Raw genomic sequence first — 20,710 nt, forward strand, 5'->3', positions numbered from 1 at the left:
CGGTCGCGCGTGCGGGCGCGCAGGCGGACGGGCATGCGTGCGTGCGGGTGTGCGGACCCGCGGGAACCCGCGTACGAAAAAAGTCCCCGGCGGCCGATGAGTTCTCCGGGGACCCCCGGTCCACCCCTGCGAACGGATCGCCACCGACAGGAGAGACCCCGCCATGCACCAGCAGATGATCTTCGTGAACCTGGCCGTGCAGGACGTCACCGCCTCCGGCAAGTTCTTCACGGAGCTGGGCTACACGATCAACCCGCAGTTCTCCGACGAGACCTGCACCTGCGTCGTGATCAGCGACACGATCGTGGCGATGCTGCTGAGCCACGCCAAGTACGCGGAGTTCAGCAAGAAGGAGATCGCCGACCCGCGCAGGACCAGCGAGGTGCTGCTGTGTCTGAACGCCGAGAGCCGCGAGAAGGTCGACGAGCTGGTCGACCGGGCCGTCGCGGCCGGCGCCACGGAGCCCGGACCGGCGCAGGACCACGGCATGATGTACGGCCGCTCCTTCGACGACCTCGACGGCCACACCTGGGAGATCATGTGGATGGACCCGGCGGCGATCGGGGGCTGAGGGCGCTCGGGGCGGAGCGGCAGGGCGTCACCGGCACCAGGACCGGCACCGGCACCGGCACCGGCACCGGCACCGATCGGACGCCCGCCCCGCCGCCGAACACGCCCCGGTGAGGCGCTCCTCGGCCGGACGGGGGCGCCGTCCGGCCCGGTGGGCCGCTGCCTAGCATGGCCGGATGCAGCCGACACCCGACCGGCCCGGCCGGCCCGACCGCCCCGCCCGGTCCGCCTCCGACGAGGGACCTGACCGGCCCGTCTCCCCCGAGGCGCCGGACCGGTCCGCCGAAGCCGCCCCGTCGTCGTCCGGCGGGGCCCCGTCCGCTCCGTACGCCTCCTCCGGGCAGTCCCCTTCCGGCAGATCCGCCTCCGGCAGACCCGGCCCGCCGCCCCCGTCCGGCGGCCGTTCCGGCGACCGTCCCGACGGCCCGGTCCGGTCCACCGGCCCCGTGCCGCCCGCCGGACCCGCGGGCGGCGTCCCCTCCGGCCGGGCCTCGCAGCCCGTCCGCGTCTCGCACGACCGCGAGATCGAGTCCCTCGACGAGTTCGACGCGGTCGTCGCCGCGCACGGCTCGCTCGCGCACCACCGTGTCCAGGCCGTCGACCTGACGGGCCGTACGGAGGCGCTGCTCGCCGCCGACACCACGGGCGCCGTGTTCCTCGGCTGCCCGATGGACCCGCAGGCGGCGGCCCGCGTGCGGGCGGGCGGCGCCCTGGTCTTCCCGCCCGTCCCCGGGCTCCCCTTCGACCCGTACCGCGGCCTGCTCTACTCCCCCGGCGACCTGTACGCCTCGCTCGACGAGGGCTACGAGGCGACGCCGGACGCCCGCGCGTACGCCTGGTTCCAGGAGACCAGGGACGACGGGGACGTGTTCGCGTCGATGCTGCGCGCCGTCCACGACGACTCCGTCTCCGACGCGCTCGACGAACTCCTCGTCGGCAGGCGGGTGGTGGGCGTGATGGGGGGCCACGCGATGGCGCGCGGCACCCGGGAGTACGAGGGCGCCGCCCGGCTCGGCCGCACGCTGGCCCGCGCCGGGTTCACGGTCGCCACGGGCGGCGGGCCGGGCGCGATGGAGGCGGCGAACCTCGGCGCGTACGCCGCCCCGTACGCCGACGGGATGCTCGACGAGGCCCTGCTGCTGCTCGCCAAGGCGCCGTCCTTCCGGCCCTCGGTCGCCGACTGGGCGGCCGCCGCCTTCGAGGTGCGCCGGCGCTGGCCCGACGGCGGCGCCTCGGTGGGCATCCCCACCTGGTTCTACGGCCACGAGCCGCCGAACCCCTTCGCCGCGCACATCGCCAAGTACTTCGCCAACGCGATACGCGAGGACGGCCTGCTGGCCCGCTCGAACGCGGGCGTCGTCTTCCTGCCCGGCGCCGCCGGCACGGTCCAGGAGGTCTTCGACAGCGCGACCCCCAACTACTACGGGTCCCGCGGCGAGCCCCGCCCCATGGTGCTGGTCGACCGGGCGCACTGGACGGAGGACCTGCCCGCGTGGCCGCTGCTGACCGCGCTCGCGCGCGGCCGTTCCATGGAGACCAGGATCGCCCTCGTGGACCGCGTCGAGGAGGCTCCGGAGGCGCTCAAACGTCTCCTCGGTTAATAACCCGGCAAAGCCAACGCCCTTGAGGCGCCTGCGGATTGACAGTGCTTACCTCGCGCTTATAAACCTGTGAGGCTCATGGGGGTGTTGTTCACCGCGCCCCCTCGAAACCCCCCGCAGTTGCATATCCCGTGAAGGGCAACCGTGTCCATATCCCACCGCGCCGCGCGATCGGCGCGCATCCTCGGCGTCGCCACCGCCACCGCAGCGCTCGCGATCGGCGCCGCCGGCAACGCAGCCGCCTGCAACATCCGTGACTTCTCGGCCGTCGCCTCCTGTGACGACAACGGCAAGGGCGTCATCAGCGTCACCGACATCGACCCCTCCGGCGTCAAGGCCGAGATCGAGCTCTTCCTCAAGTCCGACGGGGCGGAGGACAAGTCCCTCGGCACCAAGGTCATCGAGCACTCCACCAGCAAGGGTGTCACCGTCACCTTCGAGGAGGACTGGACTCCGGGCGCGACGTACCGGATCCACGTCAAGGCATCGAACCTGGTCGACGAGGACATCAAGCCGAACCTGACCACGCCGTCCGAGGCGTGCAAGGGCGAGGACACCCCGGCCACCCCGACCCCCTCGGAGAGCACTCCGGAGTCGGACGAGCCGTCCGCCACCCCGTCCGAGGAGCCCGCCGACGAGGCGACCCCCTCCAAGGAGGAGAGCACCGAGCCCGCCGCCGCCCCCGCGGACGACAACCAGCCGTCCCCGGCCGTCGGCGACTCCAACCTCGCCGAGACCGGCGCCGACTCCAACACCGGCGTGATCGCCGCCATCGCGGCCGCCCTGGTCGTGGCCGGCGGTGCCGTGGTGTTCGCGCTGCGCCGCCGCGGTTCGTCCCAGGCCGGCTGAGTCCGCGCCCGGCGTTCCGTACGCGGTACGTCCCGCGGCCCGCTTCCTCGCAGGAGGGAGCGGGCCGCGGTCGTTCGCCCCTTCCCCGCCCGTGCTCCGTCCGCGTACGGCGCTCCGCCCGCGTACGGCCGTGCGGCGGCCGCGGGCCGTCAGCCGAACGTCGCCCGCCGCAGCCAGAAGTCCAGCAGCCCCCGGTCGCCCAGCACCTCCAACTCCCCCTCGTCCGGCGGCAGTCGGCGGTAGAAGGCGAGCAGGACCTCGGTGAGTGGTCCGCGCAGCGCGACCGTCGCCTTCGCGTGGCCGCGCCGCCAGCTCATGCCCCGGTCGTCGAACTCGACGAGCCACTCGGCGTTCAGCGCCGGGTCCGCGCCGGTGGCGTGCAGATGGATGCTGCGGCCCGCGCCGCGCAGCTCGGCCACCGCGTCGTGCGGCTGCGTGCGCTGCACGAACGTGACGATCTCCAGCCACTCGTCGATCGCGTCGGCGGCCAGGTCCGGCGCCGGCGTGTAGGGCGCCTTGGCGGTGAGGGCCGCGTCCGCCCGGTGGACCACCGTCTCGTGCGCCATGCGCCGCGCCCAGAACCCGGCGGTGTGCCGCCACGCCCAGGACCAGGCCGCCGCGTCGGGCCCGGCCGCCCGCAGCGTCCCGGCGGCCCTCTCGGCCCCTTCCGCGAGCCAGGCGTCCAGTGCCTCCGCGCCGCCGACCGCCGGGCCGCCCGCCCCCGGCACGCTCTCCTCGGGCACCTCCTGAGTCGCCCGCGTCCGCACGATGTGCTCCACCCAGCGGTGCGCGGCGCCCACGTGCACGGCGAGCTGCCGCAGCGTCCAGTCCGGGCAGGTGGGCACGGTCGCGGACAGGTCCGCACCGGCCAGGTGCGCCCGCAGCAGGTCGGTCTGGGCGACGATCTCGTCGCAGTAGCGGTCGTGCCCGAGGAGCGTCATGCCGGCACCCTACGCACGCGGGCACCGGCCGGGCACGCCGTTTTCCGCGCGCACGCGGACGCCGGTGCCGCGCCACGCGCACGCACACAACGCCGCCCCGGGCACGAGGGCATCCGTAGGCACACGGCCGCCGACCGGACACGACGGCACCCGTACGTACGCACGCGGGCGTCGGCCGGACACGATGCCGTCCGCGCACACGGGCGTCAGCCGAGTACGACGATCTCCGCCGGGTCGAACGCCACGCCCACCGTGTCGCCGGGCTCCGGGGCGTCGCCCAGCGCGCAGGCGGCCTCCAGGCGGGGCGCCCGCTCCGGCTGGAGCCGCACGGCGACGTGGGTGCCGCGGAAGGTGCGGGCGGCCACGGTGCAGCGCAGCCCGTCCGCCGGGTCGGCCAGCCGTACGCCGGCGGGCCGGACCAGGAGCCGCACGGGCCCCCGGGGCGAGCCGGCCGGCACGGGCACCTTGCCCCACGGGGTGTCCGCGGCCTCGCCCGTCACCGTCCCCTCGGCCACGTTCTCGAAGCCGAGGAAGCGGGCGACGAACTCGTCCGCGGGGCGCTGCCAGACCTCCAGGGGCGTACCGGACTGGGCGATCCGCCCCTCGCGCATCACCACGACCCGGTCCGCGAGCGCGAAGGCCTCGCCCTGGTCGTGGGTGACGGCGAGCACGGTGGTGCCCAGCCGGTCGAACAGCTCCCGCAGCTCGACGACGAGCCGCTCGCGCAGCGAGCGGTCCAGCTGGCCGAGGGGCTCGTCCAGCATCAGCAGCCGGGGGCGCGGGGCCAGCGCCCGGGCCAGCGCCACGCGCTGCTGCTCGCCGCCGGAGAGCGCCGTCACGGCCCGCCGCCCGGCGCCCGGCAGCCCGACCAGTTCGAGGAGCTCGCCCACGCGCGCGGCCCGCTCGGCCTTCGGCACGCCGTGCATGCGCAGCCCGAAGGCCACGTTGCCGCCCACGTCGCGGTGCGGGAAGAGCTGGTGGTCCTGGAACATCAGGCCGACGCCGCGCCGGTGCGCCGGTACGCCGTCCAGGTCGCGCCCGGCCAGGCGGACCCGCCCCGCGTCGAGGGGCCGCAGCCCCGCCACCGCCCGCAGCAGCGTCGACTTGCCGCTGCCGCTGGGGCCGAGCACGCACACCGTCTCGTGCTCGGCGACGTCGAGGTCCACGGCGTCGAGCGCGGCCCGCGCCCCGAACCGCACGGTCGCGCCTTGCAGGCTGAGCATCGTCAGAACTCCCCCGTACGGGACTGCTGGGGCCGCAGGCGCTCCAGGACGAGCAGGGACACCGCGCACACCACCATCAGGATCGTCGAAAGGGCCATGGCCTGGCCGTAGTTGAGCTCGCCGGGGCGGCCGAGCAGCCGGGCCACCGCGACCGGCAGCGTCGGGTTGTCCGACCGGGCGAGGAAGACGGTCGCGCCGAACTCGCCCAGCGACACCGCGAAGGCGAACCCGGCGGCGACCAGCAGCGCCCGCCGCACCAGCGGCAGGTCGACCTCGCGCCACACCCGCCACGGCGAGGCCCCGAGCACGGCGGCCGCCTCGCGCAGCCGGTCGTCCACCGCCCGCAGGACGGGCAGCATGGTGCGCACCACGAAGGGCACGCCGACCAGCGCCTGCGCGAGCGGCACGAGGAGCCACGAGGAGCGCAGGTCGAGCGGGGGCTCGTCGAGGGCGATGAGGAAGCCGAAGCCGACCGTGACGGCGGAGACGCCGAGCGGCAGCATCAGCAGGGCGTCGAAGCCGCGCACCAGGCGGCCGGCGTCGGAGCGGGTGAGGGCGGCGGCCGCGAGCCCGCCGATCACCAGGGCGACGGCGGTGGCGGCCAGGGCGTACTGGAGCGAGTTGGTGACCGCCTCGACCGGCGCCACCAGGAACACGCCCCCGTCGTCGCGGGTCAGCGCCTCGTAGTACGCGAAGCCCGGCGCGTCGAGCGAGCGCTGGACGAGCACGGCCAGGGGCAGCACCAGCAGCAGGACGATGCTCAGCAGTACGCCGGTGAGCAGCGCCCGCTGCCCGGCCCCGCGCGGGCGGCGCGCGGTGAGCGAGGCGTCCACCAGCCGCAGGGCGGTCTCCCGGCGGCGCGCGGTCCAGGCGTGCAGGGCGAGGATCGCGCCCACCGCCACGAACTGGATCATCGTCAGGACGGCCGCCGTCGAGAGGTCGAAGATCTCCGCGGTCTGCCGGTAGATCTCGACCTCCAGCGTGGAGAACGTGGGGCCGCCCAGGATCTGCACCACCCCGAACGAGGTGAAGGTGAAGAGGAAGACCATGAGCGCGGCGGCGGCCACGGCGGGGGCGAGCGCCGGGAGCGTCACCCGGCGCCAGGCCGCGAACGGGGAGGCGCCCAGCACCCGGGCGGCCTCCTCCTGCCGCGGGTCGAGCTGCGCCCACAGGCCGCCGACCGTGCGGACGACGACCGCGTAGTTGAAGAAGACGTGGGCGAGCAGGATCGCCCACACCGTGGTGTCCAGGCGGACGCCCCACAGCTCGTCGAGCAGTCCGCCCCGGCCGAGCAGGGCCAGGAACGCGGTGCCGACGACGACGGTGGGCAGCACGAAGGGCACGGTGACGACCGCGCGCAGCACCTGCTTGCCCCTGAACTCGAAGCGCGCGAAGACGTACGCGCCGGGGAGCGCGATCAGCAGGGTGAGCGCGGTCGAGGCCAGCGCCTGCCAGGTGGTGAACCACAGGACGTGCCGGATGTCGGACTGGCCGAGCACCTCGCCGAGACGCCCGAGCCGCCAGGCCCCGTCCTCGGCGCGCAGGCCGCGCGCGACGATCGCGGCGACGGGGAGGGCGAAGAAGACGGCGAAGAACGCGACGGGCACGGCCATCAGGCCGAGCCGGGCGGCCGTGCCCCGCCGGCCGCCCGCACGGCGCGGCCTCGTCCGCCCGGTCCCGTCGCCCCCTTGCGCTTCCCCTACTTCAGTACGAGCGAGGTCCACGCCTTGACCCACTGGTCTCGGTGCTCGGCGATCCGCGCCGGTTCCAGGGTCTCGGGGTCCTTCGCCGCCGGCCCGTACTCGGTGAACGCCTCGGGCACCTTCGCGCCCTCCAGGACCGGGTACACGAACATGTTCAGCGGCATGTCCTCCTGGAACCTCTTCGAGATCAGGAAGTCGATCAGCGCCTTGCCGCCCTTGACGTTCGAGGCGTTGCTCAGCAGGCCCGCGAACTCGATCTGGCGGAAGCAGGTGCCCGCCGCGACACCGGTCGGCGCAGCCTTCGGCTGCGGGTCGGCGTAGATCACCTCGGCGGGCGGCGAGGAGGCGTACGAGACGACGAGCGGCCGGTCGCCGCCCGCCTTCCGGCCCCCGGCGGACCCGGAGAACTCCTCGTTGTAGGCCTGCTCCCAGCCGTCGACGACCTTGACGCCGTTGGCCTCGAGCTTCTTCCAGTAGTCCTGCCAGCCCCCGTCCCCGTACTCCGCGGCGGTGCCGAGCAGGAACCCGAGGCCGGGGGAGGAGGTGGACGCGTTCTCCGTGACCAGCAGGTCCTTGTACGCGGGCTTCACCAGGTCGGCGAAGGACTCCGGCGGCTCCAGGCCGTGGTCCTCGAAGTACTCCTTGTCGTAGTTGACGCAGACGTCGCCGGTGTCGACGGGCGTGACCCGGTGCTCGTCCTTGTCCAGTTGGACGTCCTCGGCGACGTCCGTCAGCCCCTTCGCCTCGTACGGCTGGAACAGGCCGTTGTCGAGGGCCCGGGAGAGCAGGGTGTTGTCGACGCCGAAGAAGACGTCGCCCTGGGGGTTGTCCTTGGTCAGGATCGCCTTGTTGACGGCCTGCCCGGCGTCCCCGTCCTTGAGGACCCTCACCTTGTACCCGGACTCCTTCTCGAACGCCGCCAGCACCTCCTTGCTGTAGGCGAAGGAGTCGTGGCCGACGAGCGTGACGGTCCTGGAGTCGCCGGACCGCCCGGAACCGGATCCGTCCGATCCGGACGATCCGCACGCGGCGAGGGTGACGAGCCCGAGACCGACGACCGTGCCGACGGCGGTGGCCTTCTTGATGGTGCCCACTGGTATTCCTCCTGGAGTGACCAGGAAGAGACGCGGCCCTGCCCGGGGACCGGCGGGCGGTTCCCGGGCAGGGCGCAACAGCTCGAGTGATGACCGAACTTCCTACCCAGAATGACCTGGGCGAGGTTCAGAGGGTCTGCGGCCCACCGGACCGGTGTCACCTCCGTGTCACCGGTCCCGGCTGCCGCACTCTCAGCGCTGTGGCGCTCCCCTGTCGGAATATGAAGATGTGCGTACGGGGATCAGCGTACCCCGCCGCCTCCCGCGCGCGGCTAACGCTCGCTCGCCGCGAGCTGCCCGCAGGCCCCGTCGATCTCCTGGCCGCGGGTGTCGCGGACCGTCACCGGCACACCGTGGGCGGCGATCGCCTCGACGAACGCCTTCTCGTCCTCGGGCCGCGAGGCGGTCCACTTGGACCCGGGCGTCGGGTTCAGCGGGATGAGGTTGACGTGCACGGGCTTGCCCTTGAGCAGCCGGCCGAGCCGGTCACCGCGCCACGCCTGGTCGTTGATGTCCCGGATCAGCGCGTACTCGATCGACAGCCGCCGCCCGGACTTGGCGGCGTACTCGAACCCGGCGTCGAGGACCTCGCGCACCTTCCACCGCGTGTTCACGGGGACGAGGGTGTCGCGCAGCTCGTCGTCCGGGGCGTGCAGCGAGATCGCGAGCCGGCACTTGAAGCCCTCGTCGGCGAACCGGTGGATGGCCGGGACGAGGCCGACGGTGGAGACGGTGATGCCGCGCTGCGACAGCCCGAGCCCGTCCGGCTCGGGGTCGGTCAGCGCGCGGATGGCGCCGACGACCCGCTTGTAGTTGGCGAGCGGCTCCCCCATGCCCATGAAGACGATGTTGCTCAGCCGCGCCGGGCCGCCGGGGATCTCGCCGTCGCGCAGCGCCCGCATCCCGTCGACGATCTGGTGGACGATCTCGCCGGTGGACAGGTTCCGGTCCAGGCCGGCCTGGCCGGTGGCGCAGAACGGGCAGTTCATGCCGCAGCCGGCCTGGCTGCTGATGCACATGGTCACCCGGTCCGGGTAGCGCATCAGCACGCTCTCCACGAGCGTCCCGTCGAACAGCCGCCACAGCGTCTTGCGGGTGGTGTCCTGGTCGGTGGACAGGTGCCGCACGACGGTCATCAGCTCGGGGAGCAGCGCCTCCTGCAGCTTGGCGCGCGAACCGGCGGGGATGTCGGTCCACTGCTCCGGGTCGTGCGCGTACCGCGCGAAGTAGTGCTGCGAGAGCTGCTTGGCGCGGAACGGCTTCTCGCCGATCGCGGCGACGGCCTCCTTGCGCTCGGCGGGCGTGAGGTCGGCGAGGTGCCGCGGCGGCTTCTTGGCACCGCGCGGGGCGACGAAAGTGAGTTCTCCGGGCTTAGGCATGGCCCTACCAGTGTCGCAGACTCGCGCAGTGGGGCCCGCCGTCCTGTGGACGGCGGGCCCCGGGCGTGCGAACGAGCAGGTCAGCCGGTACCGACGAACAGCACCAGGAGCAGCCACACCACCGGTGCCGTGGGCAGCAGGGAGTCCAGGCGGTCCATGCCGTATCGATGTGCGGCTACCGCCGCGTGGCGCCGTGGCCTCCCACCACGACGCCACCACGCTTCAGCCGGACCCGACGAACAGCACCAGGAGCAGCCACACCACCGGTGCCGTGGGCAGCAGGGAGTCCAGGCGGTCCATGATGCCGCCGTGGCCCGGGAGCAGGGTGCCCATGTCCTTGATGCCGAGATCGCGCTTGATCATGGACTCGCCCAGATCGCCGAGCGTGGCGCTGGCCGCGACCGCGAGGCCGAGCAGCAGGCCCTGCCACCAGGCCCCGTCGTCGATCAGGAACTGCATGCACAGGGCGCCCGCCGCCATCGCAAAGGCGATCGCGCCGGCCAGGCCCTCGCGGGTCTTGCCGGGGCTGATGCGCGGGGCGAGCTTGCGCTTGCCGAAGCGCCAGCCGACCGCGTACGCGCCGGTGTCGCTGACCACGGTGAGGATCAGGAACGTCAGCACGCGCCGCGGGCCGTCGTCCGCGGCGAGCATCATCGACACGAACGTCGCCAGGAACGGCACGTAGAACGCCGCGAAGGCGCCCGCCGTGACGTCCTTGAGGTAGCCCTCGGGCGGGTCCGTCATCCGCCAGACGAGCACGGCGAGCGCCGTCAGCGCCATCGCCACCCAGGCGCCCTCGGCGCCCCGTAGGTACCCGGCGACGACCATCGCCGCGCCGCCGACCGCGAGCGGCACGAGCGGCGCCTTGATGCCCTTGCGCTCCGACAGCCGCGTCGTGAGTTCCCAGAGGCCCACCACCACGGCCACCGCGATCACGCCGACGAAGACGGCCTTGACGACGAACAGCGACACGAGGATGACCGCGCCGAGCCCGACGCCGACCCCTATGGCGGCGCCGAGGTCGCGTCCCGCGCTCTTCTTCTGGGGTGCGGCGGCGGGCCGCGGGGCACTGGGCATGGGCTCCTGCGGCTCCTGCGACGCGGCCCTGTGGGACGTCGTCGGCGGCGTCTCGTCGCGGAACGGGGGACCGCCCGGCACGGCGGCCCCCCGGTCGTCATCCTGGTCTCCGCCATGCGCGGGAACGTCGGGCACGATGGGCATGGGCCGAGTCTGCTGGGCCTGCGGCGCATCGTACGCGGGACCCGCCGGGGCAGCCCCCTGGACAGGTCCCCGGTCGGACGGCCCCCAGTACCCGGCTTGTGGCGGCGCCCCCCAGGAAGAGTCGTTCATCAGACCTCGAGCAGCTCGGCTTCCTTGTGCTTGAGCAGCTCGTCCACCTGGGCGACGTACTTCGCGGTGGTGTCGTCGAGCTCCTTCTCCGCGCGGCGGCCCTCGTCCTCACCGACCTCGCCGTCCTTGACGAGCTTGTCGATGGCGTCCTTGGCCTTGCGGCGGACGGAGCGGATCGAGACCTTGGCGTCCTCGCCCTTGGTCTTGGCGACCTTGATGTAGTCGCGGCGGCGCTCCTCGGTGAGCTCGGGGAACACCACCCGGATGATGTTGCCGTCGTTGCTCGGGTTGACGCCCAGGTCGGAGTCCCGGATCGCCTGCTCGATGTTGCGCAGCGCGCTCTTGTCGAACGGGGTCACCACGGCCATGCGCGGCTCCGGCACGGAGAACGAGGCCAGCTGGTTGATCGGCGTCAGCGCACCGTAGTAGTCGGCCACGATCTTGTTGAACATCGCCGGGTGCGCACGGCCGGTGCGGATCGCGGCGAAGTCCTCCTTGGCGACCACGACGGCCTTCTCCATCTTCTCCTCGGCCTCGAGGAGGGTCTCTTCGATCACCACTTGCTCCTGCGTGTCTTGAGTAGGCCCGGCTGCTGTTCCTCGGTCTGGTCGGCGGCCGGCTGCGTCGCGTCTTCTTCCTGCACGGTTCCCGACCGGCAGGACATTGTCCATCCCCCGGTCAGGGACCGTCCCCCGGCCGTCAGGCCCGTTCGCCCGGGCCGCCCACGAGAGTGCCGATCTTCTCACCCTTCACGGCCCGGGCGATATTGCCCTCGGCGAGAAGCTCGAAGACCACGATGGGCAGCTTGTTGTCGCGGCACAGGGTGATCGCCGTCATGTCCGCGACCTTCAGGTCCCGGGTGATGACGTCGCCGTAGCTGAGGGAGTCGAACTTGACCGCCTCGGGGTTGGTCTTCGGGTCGGAGTCGTAGACCCCGTCCACGCCGTTCTTGCCCATGAGCAGGGCCTCGGCGTCGATCTCCAGGGCGCGCTGGGCGGCCGTGGTGTCGGTCGAGAAGTACGGCATGCCCATGCCCGCGCCGAAGATGACCACGCGGCCCTTCTCCAGGTGCCGCACGGCGCGCAGCGGGATGTAGGGCTCCGCGACCTGTCCCATGGTGATCGCGGTCTGCACGCGCGAGTCGATGCCCTCCTTCTCCAGGAAGTCCTGGAGGGCCAGGCAGTTCATGACCGTGCCGAGCATGCCCATGTAGTCGGAGCGCGCCCGGTCCATGCCGCGCTGCTGCAGCTCGGCGCCGCGGAAGAAGTTTCCGCCGCCGATCACGACGGCGATCTCGGCACCGTCACGCACCACGGCCGCGATCTCGCGGGCGATGGCGTGCACCACGTCCGGGTCGACGCCGAGCCCCCCGCCCCCGGAGAAGGCCTCCCCGGAGAGCTTCAGCAGGAAGCGGCCGCGTACTTTGCCGTCGTCGCTCTTGTCGGCCTTGGTGGTCATGGAACTCTCGCCTCTTTTACGTGTCGCACATACGAAGAAGGCCATTGCCGATGGGGTGTCGTTGGCATCCCATGCGCGGCAATGGCCTCCTCGTCAGATCTGCTGTCGTCCCCCACGCGCGCGTACGCGGCGGCGTACGCGGACGACTGCTGACGACCCTATAGGGGTCGCGCGTCGATCGCGGTACGGACTCAGATGCCGACCTTGATACGCGTGAAGCGCTTCAGGGTGGCACCGGCCTCGTCCAGGATCTGCTGGACCGACTTCTTCTGGTCCAGCGCGTAGGGCTGGCCGAGGAGCGTGGCGTCCTTGAAGAACGCGTTGACGCGGCCCTCGACGATCTTCGGGAGGGCGGCCTCGGGCTTGCCCTCGGCGCGGGTGGTCTCCTCGGCGACGCGACGCTCGGACTCGACGACCTCGGCCGGGACGTCCTCGCGGGAGAGGTACTTCGGCGCGAAGGCGGCGATGTGCTGGGCAATGCCCTTGGCCAGGTCGGCGTCGGCCTTGTCCAGCTCGACCAGGACACCGATCTGCGGGGGCAGGTCGGGCATGGTGCGGTGCATGTACGCGGTGACGTACGCGCCGGAGAACTGGGCGAAGCGGTCCAGGACGATCTTCTCGCCCAGGTTGGCGTTGGCCTCGTCCACGAACGCCTGCACGGTCTTGCCGGCCTCGATCTCGGAGGCGAGCAGCGCCTCGATGTCGGCCGGGGAGGTGGCGGCGACGTGCTGGGCGATCTGGTTGGCGACCGACTGGAACTTCTCGCCCTTGGCGACGAAGTCCGTCTCGCACTTCAGCTCGACCAGGACACCGGAGGTGTTGTCGTCGGCGATGACGGAGACGACGGCGCCGTTCTCGGCGGAGCGGCCCTCGCGCTTGGCGACGCCCTTCTGGCCCTTGATGCGCAGCGCCTCGACGGCCTTGTCGACGTTGCCGTCGGACTCGTCGAGGGCCTTCTTGCAGTCCATCATGCCGGCGCCGGTGAGCTCACGGAGCTTCTTGACGTCGGCGGCGGTGTAGTTCGCCATGATCTGTGAATCTCTTCTCGGAGTTCGAAGTCTCGAAGTCGGCGTCCGCCGCCCGCCCCACCGAGGGGGCGGGCGGCCGCCGGAAACCTACGGTCCGCGGGTGAACGGCGGGCGGCGTGTCCGCGCCGCCCGCCTCTCCCGCTCCGGCCTGGGCCCGAGCGGGAGGTGTCCCCGCGACGACGCTGAGGGTCAGGCCTGCTCGGCGGCGGGCTGCTCGGCGGTCTCCGCCGGCTTCTCGGCCTCGGCGGCCGGAGCCTCTGCGGCCGGAGCCTCGGCGGTGGCCTCGTCGGCCTTCTTCTCGCCGCCCTCGAGCAGGTCGCGCTCCCACTCGGCGAGGGGCTCGCCCTGGGCCTTCTCGCCCTCGGCGGCCTTGCCGGCGCCGGAGCGGGCGATGAGGCCCTCGGCGACGGCGTCGGCGATCACGCGGGTGAGCAGGGTGACGGAGCGGATCGCGTCGTCGTTGCCCGGGATCTTGTAGTCGACCTCGTCGGGGTCGCAGTTGGTGTCGAGGATGGCGACGACCGGGATGTTGAGCTTCCGGGCCTCGCCGACCGCGATGTGCTCCTTCTTGGTGTCCACGATCCAGACGGCGCTGGGCACCTTCTGCATCTCGCGGATACCGCCGAGGGTCTTCTCCAGCTTGGCCTTCTCGCGGGAGAGGACGAGCAGCTCCTTCTTGGTCAGACCGGAGGACGCGACGTCCTCGAAGTCGATCTGCTCGAGCTCCTTCAGGCGCTGCAGGCGCTTGTAGACGGTCGAGAAGTTGGTGAGCATGCCGCCCAGCCAGCGCTGGTTGACGTAGGGCATGCCGACGCGGGTGGCCTGCTCCGCGATGGCCTCCTGCGCCTGCTTCTTGGTGCCGACGAACATGACCGTGCCGCCGTGGGCGACGGTCTCCTTGACGAACTCGTAGGCGCGGTCGATGTACGACAGCGACTGGAGCAGGTCGATGATGTAGATGCCGTTGCGCTCGGTGAAGATGAAGCGCTTCATCTTCGGGTTCCAGCGACGGGTCTGGTGACCGAAGTGGACGCCGCTCTCCAGCAGCTCCCGCATCGTGACGACGGCCATGGCCGTTCTCCTTGGTTTCTCGGTTGTGCCGCGGATGCCGGACGGCACCCGCGCCTGACGCCCGCGGTGCGCCTGCCGCAAAGGACCGAGGGGCGCTGACACCGGCTGGTGACGGCCAGATGTCGGGGCGTGCGAAGTCGACCCGGTGGCCCGGATCGCCACAAGAAGTGTACGGGACCGGCGGGGCGGCGGGTGACGCCGCTGTCCACAACCCGTCGGTACTCCACAGATCCCGGCCTTGATCCACGCGTTCGCGCGATCCGCGGGACGGTTCCCGCATGAACGCCGAACGGTGGATGCGGGTACGGGCGGGACTGGCGGGTCTGCTGATGACGGCCCTGGTGACGGGCGCGGCGCCGTCGAGGGCCGCGTCGGTCGCTCCGGTCGCCGCGGCGGCGCGGGCGGTCGGGCACGGGGCGGCGGAGTCCGTCCCTCCGCCTCCGCCCGAGGGGGTCGTCCGGGTTCTCGCGGTCGGCCGGGTGTGGCCCGTCGGGACGCGCCCGCGGGTGGCGCGCGGCTGGGAGCCGCCCGCGACGGCGTACGGCCCCGGCCACCGCGGGGTGGACCTCGTGTCGGCGCCGGGCGCCCCGGTGAGGGCCGTGGCCGCGGGACGGGTCTCCTTCGCGGGCCGGGTCGCGGGGCGCGGCGTGGTGTCGGTGGAGCTCACCGGTACGGGCGCCCCTCCCCTGCGCACGACGTACGAACCGGTGCGCGCCTCGGTGGAGAAGGGCGACGCGGTGGCGGCGGGCGACGTACTGGGCGTACTGCAGGTACCTGACCTGGGCGCACACTGCGGGGCCCCGTGCCTGCACTGGGGCCTGCTCCGGGCGGAGACGTACCTGAACCCGCTCTCGCTCCTCCCGCCGTGGCTCCTGGGCCGCGGCCCGTCCCGCCTGCTGCCGGTGGCGGGCGTTCCGGAGGGCCCGCCGGGTCCGCCGGGCCAGCCAGGAGGGTCACCGCCGGATCCGCCGGAAGAACCGCCACCAGGTCCGCTGGAAGAACCGCCGCCAAGTCCGCCGGGAGAACCGCCGGAGGGCCCGGCCCGGGAGAAACCGCCGTGGGCGCCGCGCAGCGACGCCCGAGCACCGGCAGACCCGGCCGGCTCTGCACGCCCCGCAGAACCTTGACGCACGCAGGAACCAGCCGGCCGCGGGCGGCGGCCGACGGGGCGGACGAGGCGGTCGAGACACCCGGGTACGCAGCCCGGGCGCGGCGCTCAGCCCTGCACGCCCCGCAGAGCCATGACGACGGCGGTCTCGGTGATCGTCCGCGGGTCCTCGGCGGCGCCGAGCTCGATGCGGCGTACCGCCGCGTCGACGATGCCCTGGAGCAGCATCGCGGCCATCCGCGGCTCCTCGTGGCCCATCTCCGCCAGGGCCTCCACGATCATCGCGACGAGCCCGCCGTGGGCGGCGCGGATCTTCTCGCGGGCGCCCGCGTCCAGCTCGCTCGCGGAGATCGCCACCACGGCCCGGTGGCGCCGGTCGCCGACCAGCGCGAGCTGCCGGCGGACGTACGCCTCGACCTTGCCCTCAGGGGTCGTGGCGCCCGCCATCGCGGCCTCCACCTCGGCCGCCCAGACCGGGAAGTCGACCTCGCAGAGTTCCTCGACGACGGCGGCCCGCGACCGGAAGTACTCGTAGACGGAGGAGCGCGCCAGCCCCGTGCGCTCGGCCAGCGCGGGGAAGGTCAGCGCGTCCGTCCCGCCCTCGGACAGCAGGGAACGCGCCGCGTCCAGCAGGGAGGCTCGCTGCATCGACCGGTGCTCGGCCACGGAGGCCGCTCGAATCCTTGGCACGCCCCCCACTGTACGGAGGGAGGCTCCCGAGCGGGAGCACTCCCCTTCACCCGCCCGGCCGCGGACCGTCCGGACGGGTGGGCGCGGCCGGCGCACGGCAGGCCCCGCGGGGCGGTTCGCCGGCCGCCTCCGGGGCGGTGGACGCCGTGGTTCAGCGCCCGAAACCCGCCAGCTTGGCCCGCAGCTGGAGCACCGACTTCGTGTGGATCTGGCTGACCCGGCTCTCGGTGACACCGAGCACATTGCCGATCTCGGCGAGCGTGAGGCCCTCGTAGTAGTAGAGGGTGACCACGGTCTTCTCCCGCTCGGGCAGTGTGTTGATCGCCCGGGCCAGGAAGCGGCGCAGCTCGCGGTCCTCGGCGACCTCCACGGGGTTGTCGGCCGCCGTGTCCTCGAGGGTGTCCATCAGGCTCAGCCGGTCGCCGCCCTCGCCCCCGACGTGCAGCAGCTCCTCCAGGGCCACCACGTTCGCCAGGGACAGCTGGCTGAACACCGCGTGCAGCTCGTCCACCGCGATGCCCATCTCGGCGGCCACCTCGCCCTCCGAGGGCGTGCGGCGCAGCCGGGCCTCCAGCGTGGCGTACGCCCGCTCGACGTTGCGCGCCTTCTGCCGCACGGAGCGCGGGATCCAGTCCAGGGCCCGCAGCTCGTCGATCATCGCGCCCCGGATCCGCGTGATCGCGTACGTCTCGAACTTGATCTCCCGGCCGATGTCGAACTTCTCGATCGCGTCGATCAGCCCGAACACCCCCGAGGAGACGAAGTCCGCCTGTTCCACGTTGGGCGGCAGTCCCACGCTCACCCGGCCCGCGACATACTTCACCAGCGGCGAGTAGTGCAGGATCAGCTGTTCGCGCAGCCGCTCGTCACCCGTCGCCTTGTACGACCGCCACAGTTCGTCGAGCGTCGAGGGAGCGGGCGGCCGCACGCTGCCGCGGGCGGCCGGGGGAACTGCCGCCCGGTCGGACCCGGAGGTGTGCTGGGGCATTCGTCGCCTTGTGCCGTTCTGCCGTGAACCGTGAGTGCCTGGGTGCGCTGCCGGTCTGATGTCGGGATGCCTGTCTGAGTCGGAATTCCCGTGAGCGTAGCGTGACTGGAGAGTCGCAGTGTGCGAAGAGGGTTGGCATCACCCGGAAGCAGATACGTTCCACTGGACGTCGGCGAGCGTCCCGGCCGTTGCCCTGCGTGAGCACGGAACCACCTCAACTACCCGGATCCGCACGGGTTTCGGGTATGGCCCGGACGGCCGAACACGCTGGGTCGGCATCCGTTCCGGCCCCTGACCCGGAGATCACCGTCCGGTGTGTCAACTTCCAGCCGTCGCCGTGTCGTTCGACGAACCCGAGCGAGCGGAGTTCGTACAGCCTCCCGACCGCGTCGTCCACCGTGGTCCCCGCGTCGAGGGCGATCTCCCGGACCGCCGCCGGCCCGCGGGCGGGCAGCGCCGCCAGCACCCGCGCGGCGGCCGGGGCCAGCAGGTCGCGGGGCAGTACGGGCCCGCTCCGCTCCGGTGCCACCTCGCCCATGTCCCCGACCAGCTCGGCCACCTCCGCCGCGTCCGTGACGAGGACCGCCTCCCCGCGCAGGAGTTCGTGCACACCGGCCGAGAGCGCGCTGGTGGCGGGGCCCGGCACCCCCATGGTGAACCGGCCGAGGCGCTGCGCGGCGCGCGCCGTGGACAGCGCCCCGCTGCGGTACGCCGCCTCGACGACCACCGTCCCCCGGGTGAGGGCCGCGATGACGCGGTTGCGCAGGACGAAGCGGCTCGGCGTCGGGTGGTCGCCGGGTGGCAGCTCCCCGAGCACGAGGCCCTGCTCCGCGATTCTCGTGATCAGCCTGCTGTGCCCGCGCGGGTAGGGCCGGTCCACGCCGCAGGCCAGGACCGCGGCCGTGGCACCGCCCGCCCCGAGGGCGCCGCGGTGGGCCGCTCCGTCCACGCCGTACGCCCCGCCCGACACGACGACCCATCCGCGCTCGGCGAGTCCGGCGCCGAGCGCGCCCGCCATGTGTGCGCCGTACTCGGTGCAGGCCCGGGCGCCCACCACCGCCACCGATCGCAGCGCCCACAGACGCAGATGGGGTCCTCCGCGCACCCACAGCCCGACGGGCCGCGCGTCCCCGAGGTCGTCGAGCTGCGCCGGCCATTCGGGCTCCCCCGGGCACACGAAGCGCACCCCGCCCTCACCGGCCACGCGCAGGTCGTGCTCGGGCCGCGCCCGCTGCGCGCGTGCGCGCATCCCGGTCCGGCGCCGGTCCGACGCGCCCGGCAGCGGCTGCCGTCCCGTCGTGAGCCGGCGGGCAGCCTCCACGGCCCCCAGCTCCCGCAGCCAGCGTCCGGCCGCCTCGTCACCGGGCTCGACGACACGGGTGAGGAGGACCCGTGCGAGCCGCTCGTCGGTGCCGGGCTCCGATCCGGTCCCGCCGTGTCCCCGCCCGGTCACGAGCCCGCCCCGATCGCCGTCGGCACTCCCCGCGGCACCCCGGTGCGCAGTTGCAGGGCCAGGGCGACGTCCGCCGCGCGGGGCCGTCCGTGGCCCGCGAGGTCGGCGACGGTCCAGGCCACGCGCAGCACCCGGTCGAGCCCGCGCGCGGTCAGCAGGCCGCGCTCCAGCGAGCGCTCGGCCCCGTCCATCGCCCCCGGCGCCGCCGGCCAGCGGGAACGCAGCTCCCTGCCCGGCACCTCGCCGTTGGTGCGCCACGGGGTGCCGGCGAAGCGGACGGCCGCGCGCCGCCGGGCCTCCCGCACCCGGGCCGCGACGGTCTCCGTGTCCTCGCCCCGCCCCGCGCCGCCCGTCAGCTCGGCGCGGGTGACGCGGTCCACCTCGACGCGCAGGTCCACCCGGTCGAGCAGCGGGCCGGAGAGACGTGCCTGGTAGCGGCGGATCACCGAGGGCGGGCACTCGCACAGGTCGTCCGTACGGGAGAAGCGGCCGCAGGGGCACGGGTTGGCCGCCAGGACCATCAGGAACCTCGCCGGGAAGCGCACGACGCCCGCACTGCGCGCGATCACCACGTGCCCCGACTCCAGGGGCTGACGCAGCGCGTCGAGGACGTGGCCGCCGAACTCCGGGGTCTCGTCGAGAAACAGCACCCCGCGGTGGGCCAGGGACACGGCTCCCGGCCGGGCGACCTGCCGCCCGCCGCCGACGAGCGACTGCATCGTGGCCGAGTGGTGCGGGGCGCAGTACGGCGGGACGTCCACCAGGGGCTTGCCGGGCGGCAGCAGTCCCGCGACCGAGTGCACGGCGGTGACCTCCAGGGACTCCGTCCTGCCGAGCCGGGGCAGCACGCCGGGCAGCCGCTCGGCGAGCATCGTCTTGCCCGCGCCCGGCGGTCCTTCGAGGAAGAGGTGGTGGCCGCCGGCCGCGGACACCTCCACGGCGGTGCGCGCCGCGCGCTGGCCGACCACGTCGGCGAGGTCGGGGCCGTGCTCGTCGCCGGGGCCGGAGTCGGCGCGCATGCCGGTGGCCGCGCCCGTGCCCGGCACCCGCAGGCCCGCCAGGAGCGGGTCCGGCCGCCCCTGCGGGTCCGGCTCCTCCTCGGGCACCGGCTCGTCCGCGAGGACCGCGATCAGCTGGCGCAGGCTGCGCACCCCGAGCACCGACACCCCCGGCACGAGGGCGGCCTCGGCGGCGGCGCACTCGGGCACCACCACCTGCTCGTACCCGGCGTCCGCCGCGGCGAGCACGGCCGGCAGCACGCCAAGCACCGGCCGGACGCGGCCGTCCAGGCCCAGTTCGCCGATCATCACCACGTCGGCGAGCGCCCGGGGGTCGATGCGCTCGGCGGCCCCCAGCACCGCGCAGGCCACGGCGATGTCGAAGCCGCTGCCCGCCTTGGGCACCGACGCCGGGCTGAGCCCCACGGTGAGCTTCTTCTGCGGCCACGGGGACCCGGAGTTGACGACCGCCGCCCTGACCCGGTCCCGGCTCTCGACCAGGCTCTTGTCCGGCAGTCCCACCAGCGTGAACGCGGCCACCCCTGGCTCCAGGTCCGCCTGGACCTCGACGACGACGCCCTCGACGCCCACCAGTGCCACCGCGCACGTACGGGCGAATCCCATCACGCCACCCCCCGTGCGTGCTCCACCTCGGGCGCGCCGCGCTCGGGGAGGAGGACGCCGATCAGGTCGATGCGCACGCCGCCCGGCGGTGCCCCGCCGTGCTCCTGCACCCACCGCTCCGCCAGGCCCCGCAGCCGCTCCGCCTTGGCGGGGGTCACCGCGGCCATCGGGTGCTGGAAGGCCCGGCCTGCGAGGGCCCTGCGGGTCTTGACCTCGCAGACGACCAGTGCGTCGCCGTCGCGGGCCACGATGTCGATCTCGCCGGCCCTGCCGCAGCGCCAGTTGCGCTCCAGGACCGTCAGGCCGGTCTCGGTCAGCCGCCGTACGGCCAGGTCCTCGCCGTACCTGCCGAGCGCGCCGCGTCGTGCGTCGCGCGGTCGTGCGATGCGTGGGGTCATGTCGGCACCACCTCCGGCACCCACACTGACCGCGGCCGGGACCGCTGTTGGATCTTGGTGGACGAGCGCCCGGCTGTGGACAACCCGCTCACCCGTACGAGTGAGAAGGATCGTTGCCGTCGGCAACCGGCACGCGGAGCGTCACGGCAGCCGTCGGCGGCCCCGGCACTTCACAGCCGTCGGG

Annotated in this window: 18 protein-coding genes and 1 pseudogene; 4 read left to right on the forward strand and 15 right to left on the reverse strand. The window is 73.4% G+C overall.

The window, feature by feature from the left end; all coding sequences use genetic code 11:
• The first annotated feature begins 163 nt into the window (after window positions 1-163).
• The 3 genes from IE271_RS28815 (at window position 164) to IE271_RS28825 (ending at window position 3,020) form a co-directional block, all read left to right on the forward strand.
• Window positions 164-571, forward strand: a complete 408-nt coding sequence (locus tag IE271_RS28815) for a VOC family protein (protein ID WP_190193398.1) — start codon at window positions 164-166, stop codon at window positions 569-571.
• A gap of 523 nt (window positions 572-1,094) precedes the next feature.
• Window positions 1,095-2,171 (forward strand): LOG family protein, encoded by a 1,077-nt coding sequence (locus tag IE271_RS28820; RefSeq protein WP_229919621.1) that lies wholly within the window; start codon window positions 1,095-1,097, stop codon window positions 2,169-2,171.
• A gap of 144 nt (window positions 2,172-2,315) precedes the next feature.
• The gene (locus IE271_RS28825; protein WP_190193399.1) at window positions 2,316-3,020 is read left to right on the forward strand and encodes an LAETG motif-containing sortase-dependent surface protein; all 705 of its coding nucleotides are present in this window, start codon (window positions 2,316-2,318) and stop codon (window positions 3,018-3,020) included.
• 149 nt (window positions 3,021-3,169) lie between these two features.
• On the opposite strand, the gene IE271_RS28830 is transcribed toward IE271_RS28825, so the two are convergent.
• The 10 genes from IE271_RS28830 to rpsB form a co-directional block, all read right to left on the reverse strand.
• Window positions 3,170-3,961, reverse strand: coding sequence for a maleylpyruvate isomerase family mycothiol-dependent enzyme (locus tag IE271_RS28830; protein WP_190193400.1), 792 nt, complete (start codon window positions 3,959-3,961; stop codon window positions 3,170-3,172).
• Window positions 3,962-4,167: 206 nt separating this feature from the next.
• The gene (locus IE271_RS28835; protein ID WP_190193401.1) at window positions 4,168-5,184 is read right to left on the reverse strand and encodes an ABC transporter ATP-binding protein; all 1,017 of its coding nucleotides are present in this window, start codon (window positions 5,182-5,184) and stop codon (window positions 4,168-4,170) included.
• A gap of 2 nt (window positions 5,185-5,186) precedes the next feature.
• A complete protein-coding gene (locus IE271_RS28840) occupies window positions 5,187-6,797 on the reverse strand; it encodes an ABC transporter permease (protein ID WP_190193402.1) in 1,611 nt (536 codons plus the stop codon).
• A gap of 86 nt (window positions 6,798-6,883) precedes the next feature.
• Window positions 6,884-7,981 carry a thiamine ABC transporter substrate-binding protein gene (locus tag IE271_RS28845; protein WP_229919619.1) on the reverse strand — a complete coding sequence of 366 codons (1,098 nt, stop codon included), beginning with the start codon at window positions 7,979-7,981 and terminating at the stop codon, window positions 6,884-6,886.
• A 272-nt stretch (window positions 7,982-8,253) separates the two neighbouring features.
• A complete protein-coding gene (gene rlmN / locus IE271_RS28850) occupies window positions 8,254-9,360 on the reverse strand; it encodes a dual-specificity RNA methyltransferase RlmN (protein WP_190193404.1) in 1,107 nt (368 codons plus the stop codon).
• Window positions 9,361-9,582: 222 nt separating this feature from the next.
• On the reverse strand, window positions 9,583-10,710 hold the full coding sequence (locus tag IE271_RS28855; RefSeq protein WP_190193405.1) for a phosphatidate cytidylyltransferase: 1,128 nt from the start codon (window positions 10,708-10,710) through the stop codon (window positions 9,583-9,585).
• Entirely contained in the window at window positions 10,710-11,267 is a 558-nt protein-coding gene (frr, locus tag IE271_RS28860; RefSeq protein WP_190193406.1) for a ribosome recycling factor, read from the reverse strand. Before frr ends, IE271_RS28855 begins: the two co-directional genes overlap by 1 nt.
• Before the next feature lie 142 nt (window positions 11,268-11,409).
• Window positions 11,410-12,168: a UMP kinase gene (gene pyrH / locus IE271_RS28865; protein ID WP_190193407.1), complete on the reverse strand. Its 759-nt coding sequence runs from the start codon at window positions 12,166-12,168 to the stop codon at window positions 11,410-11,412.
• A 191-nt stretch (window positions 12,169-12,359) separates the two neighbouring features.
• On the reverse strand, window positions 12,360-13,196 hold the full coding sequence (gene tsf, locus IE271_RS28870) for a translation elongation factor Ts (RefSeq protein WP_190193408.1): 837 nt from the start codon (window positions 13,194-13,196) through the stop codon (window positions 12,360-12,362).
• Between the two features lie 189 nt (window positions 13,197-13,385).
• Window positions 13,386-14,267 carry a 30S ribosomal protein S2 gene (rpsB, locus tag IE271_RS28875; RefSeq protein ID WP_190193409.1) on the reverse strand — a complete coding sequence of 294 codons (882 nt, stop codon included), beginning with the start codon at window positions 14,265-14,267 and terminating at the stop codon, window positions 13,386-13,388.
• Window positions 14,268-14,563: 296 nt separating this feature from the next.
• On the opposite strand from rpsB, the pseudogene IE271_RS28880 reads away from it, so the two are divergent.
• A pseudogene (locus IE271_RS28880) lies at window positions 14,564-15,184 on the forward strand (peptidoglycan DD-metalloendopeptidase family protein); the annotation flags it as partial.
• Window positions 15,185-15,483: 299 nt separating this feature from the next.
• Here the strand turns inward: IE271_RS28880 and IE271_RS28885 are convergent.
• The 5 genes from IE271_RS28885 to IE271_RS28905 all read right to left on the reverse strand — a co-directional run bounded on the left by IE271_RS28885 (window position 15,484) and on the right by IE271_RS28905 (window position 20,526).
• Window positions 15,484-16,041, reverse strand: coding sequence for a TetR/AcrR family transcriptional regulator (locus IE271_RS28885; protein ID WP_190193431.1), 558 nt, complete (start codon window positions 16,039-16,041; stop codon window positions 15,484-15,486).
• A gap of 175 nt (window positions 16,042-16,216) precedes the next feature.
• Entirely contained in the window at window positions 16,217-17,053 is an 837-nt protein-coding gene (whiG, locus tag IE271_RS28890; RefSeq protein WP_190193410.1) for an RNA polymerase sigma factor WhiG, read from the reverse strand.
• Between the two features lie 214 nt (window positions 17,054-17,267).
• Window positions 17,268-18,506, reverse strand: coding sequence for a DNA-processing protein DprA (dprA, locus tag IE271_RS28895; RefSeq protein ID WP_190193411.1), 1,239 nt, complete (start codon window positions 18,504-18,506; stop codon window positions 17,268-17,270).
• Window positions 18,503-20,128, reverse strand: coding sequence for a YifB family Mg chelatase-like AAA ATPase (locus IE271_RS28900; protein WP_190193412.1), 1,626 nt, complete (start codon window positions 20,126-20,128; stop codon window positions 18,503-18,505). Before IE271_RS28900 ends, dprA begins: the two co-directional genes overlap by 4 nt.
• The gene (locus tag IE271_RS28905; protein ID WP_190193413.1) at window positions 20,128-20,526 is read right to left on the reverse strand and encodes a YraN family protein; all 399 of its coding nucleotides are present in this window, start codon (window positions 20,524-20,526) and stop codon (window positions 20,128-20,130) included. The genes IE271_RS28900 and IE271_RS28905 overlap by 1 nt, the downstream gene beginning before the upstream one ends.
• Window positions 20,527-20,710: the final 184 nt, after the last annotated feature.

Source organism: Streptomyces minutiscleroticus (assembly GCF_014650875.1).
Lineage (GTDB): Bacteria > Actinomycetota > Actinomycetes > Streptomycetales > Streptomycetaceae > Streptomyces > Streptomyces minutiscleroticus.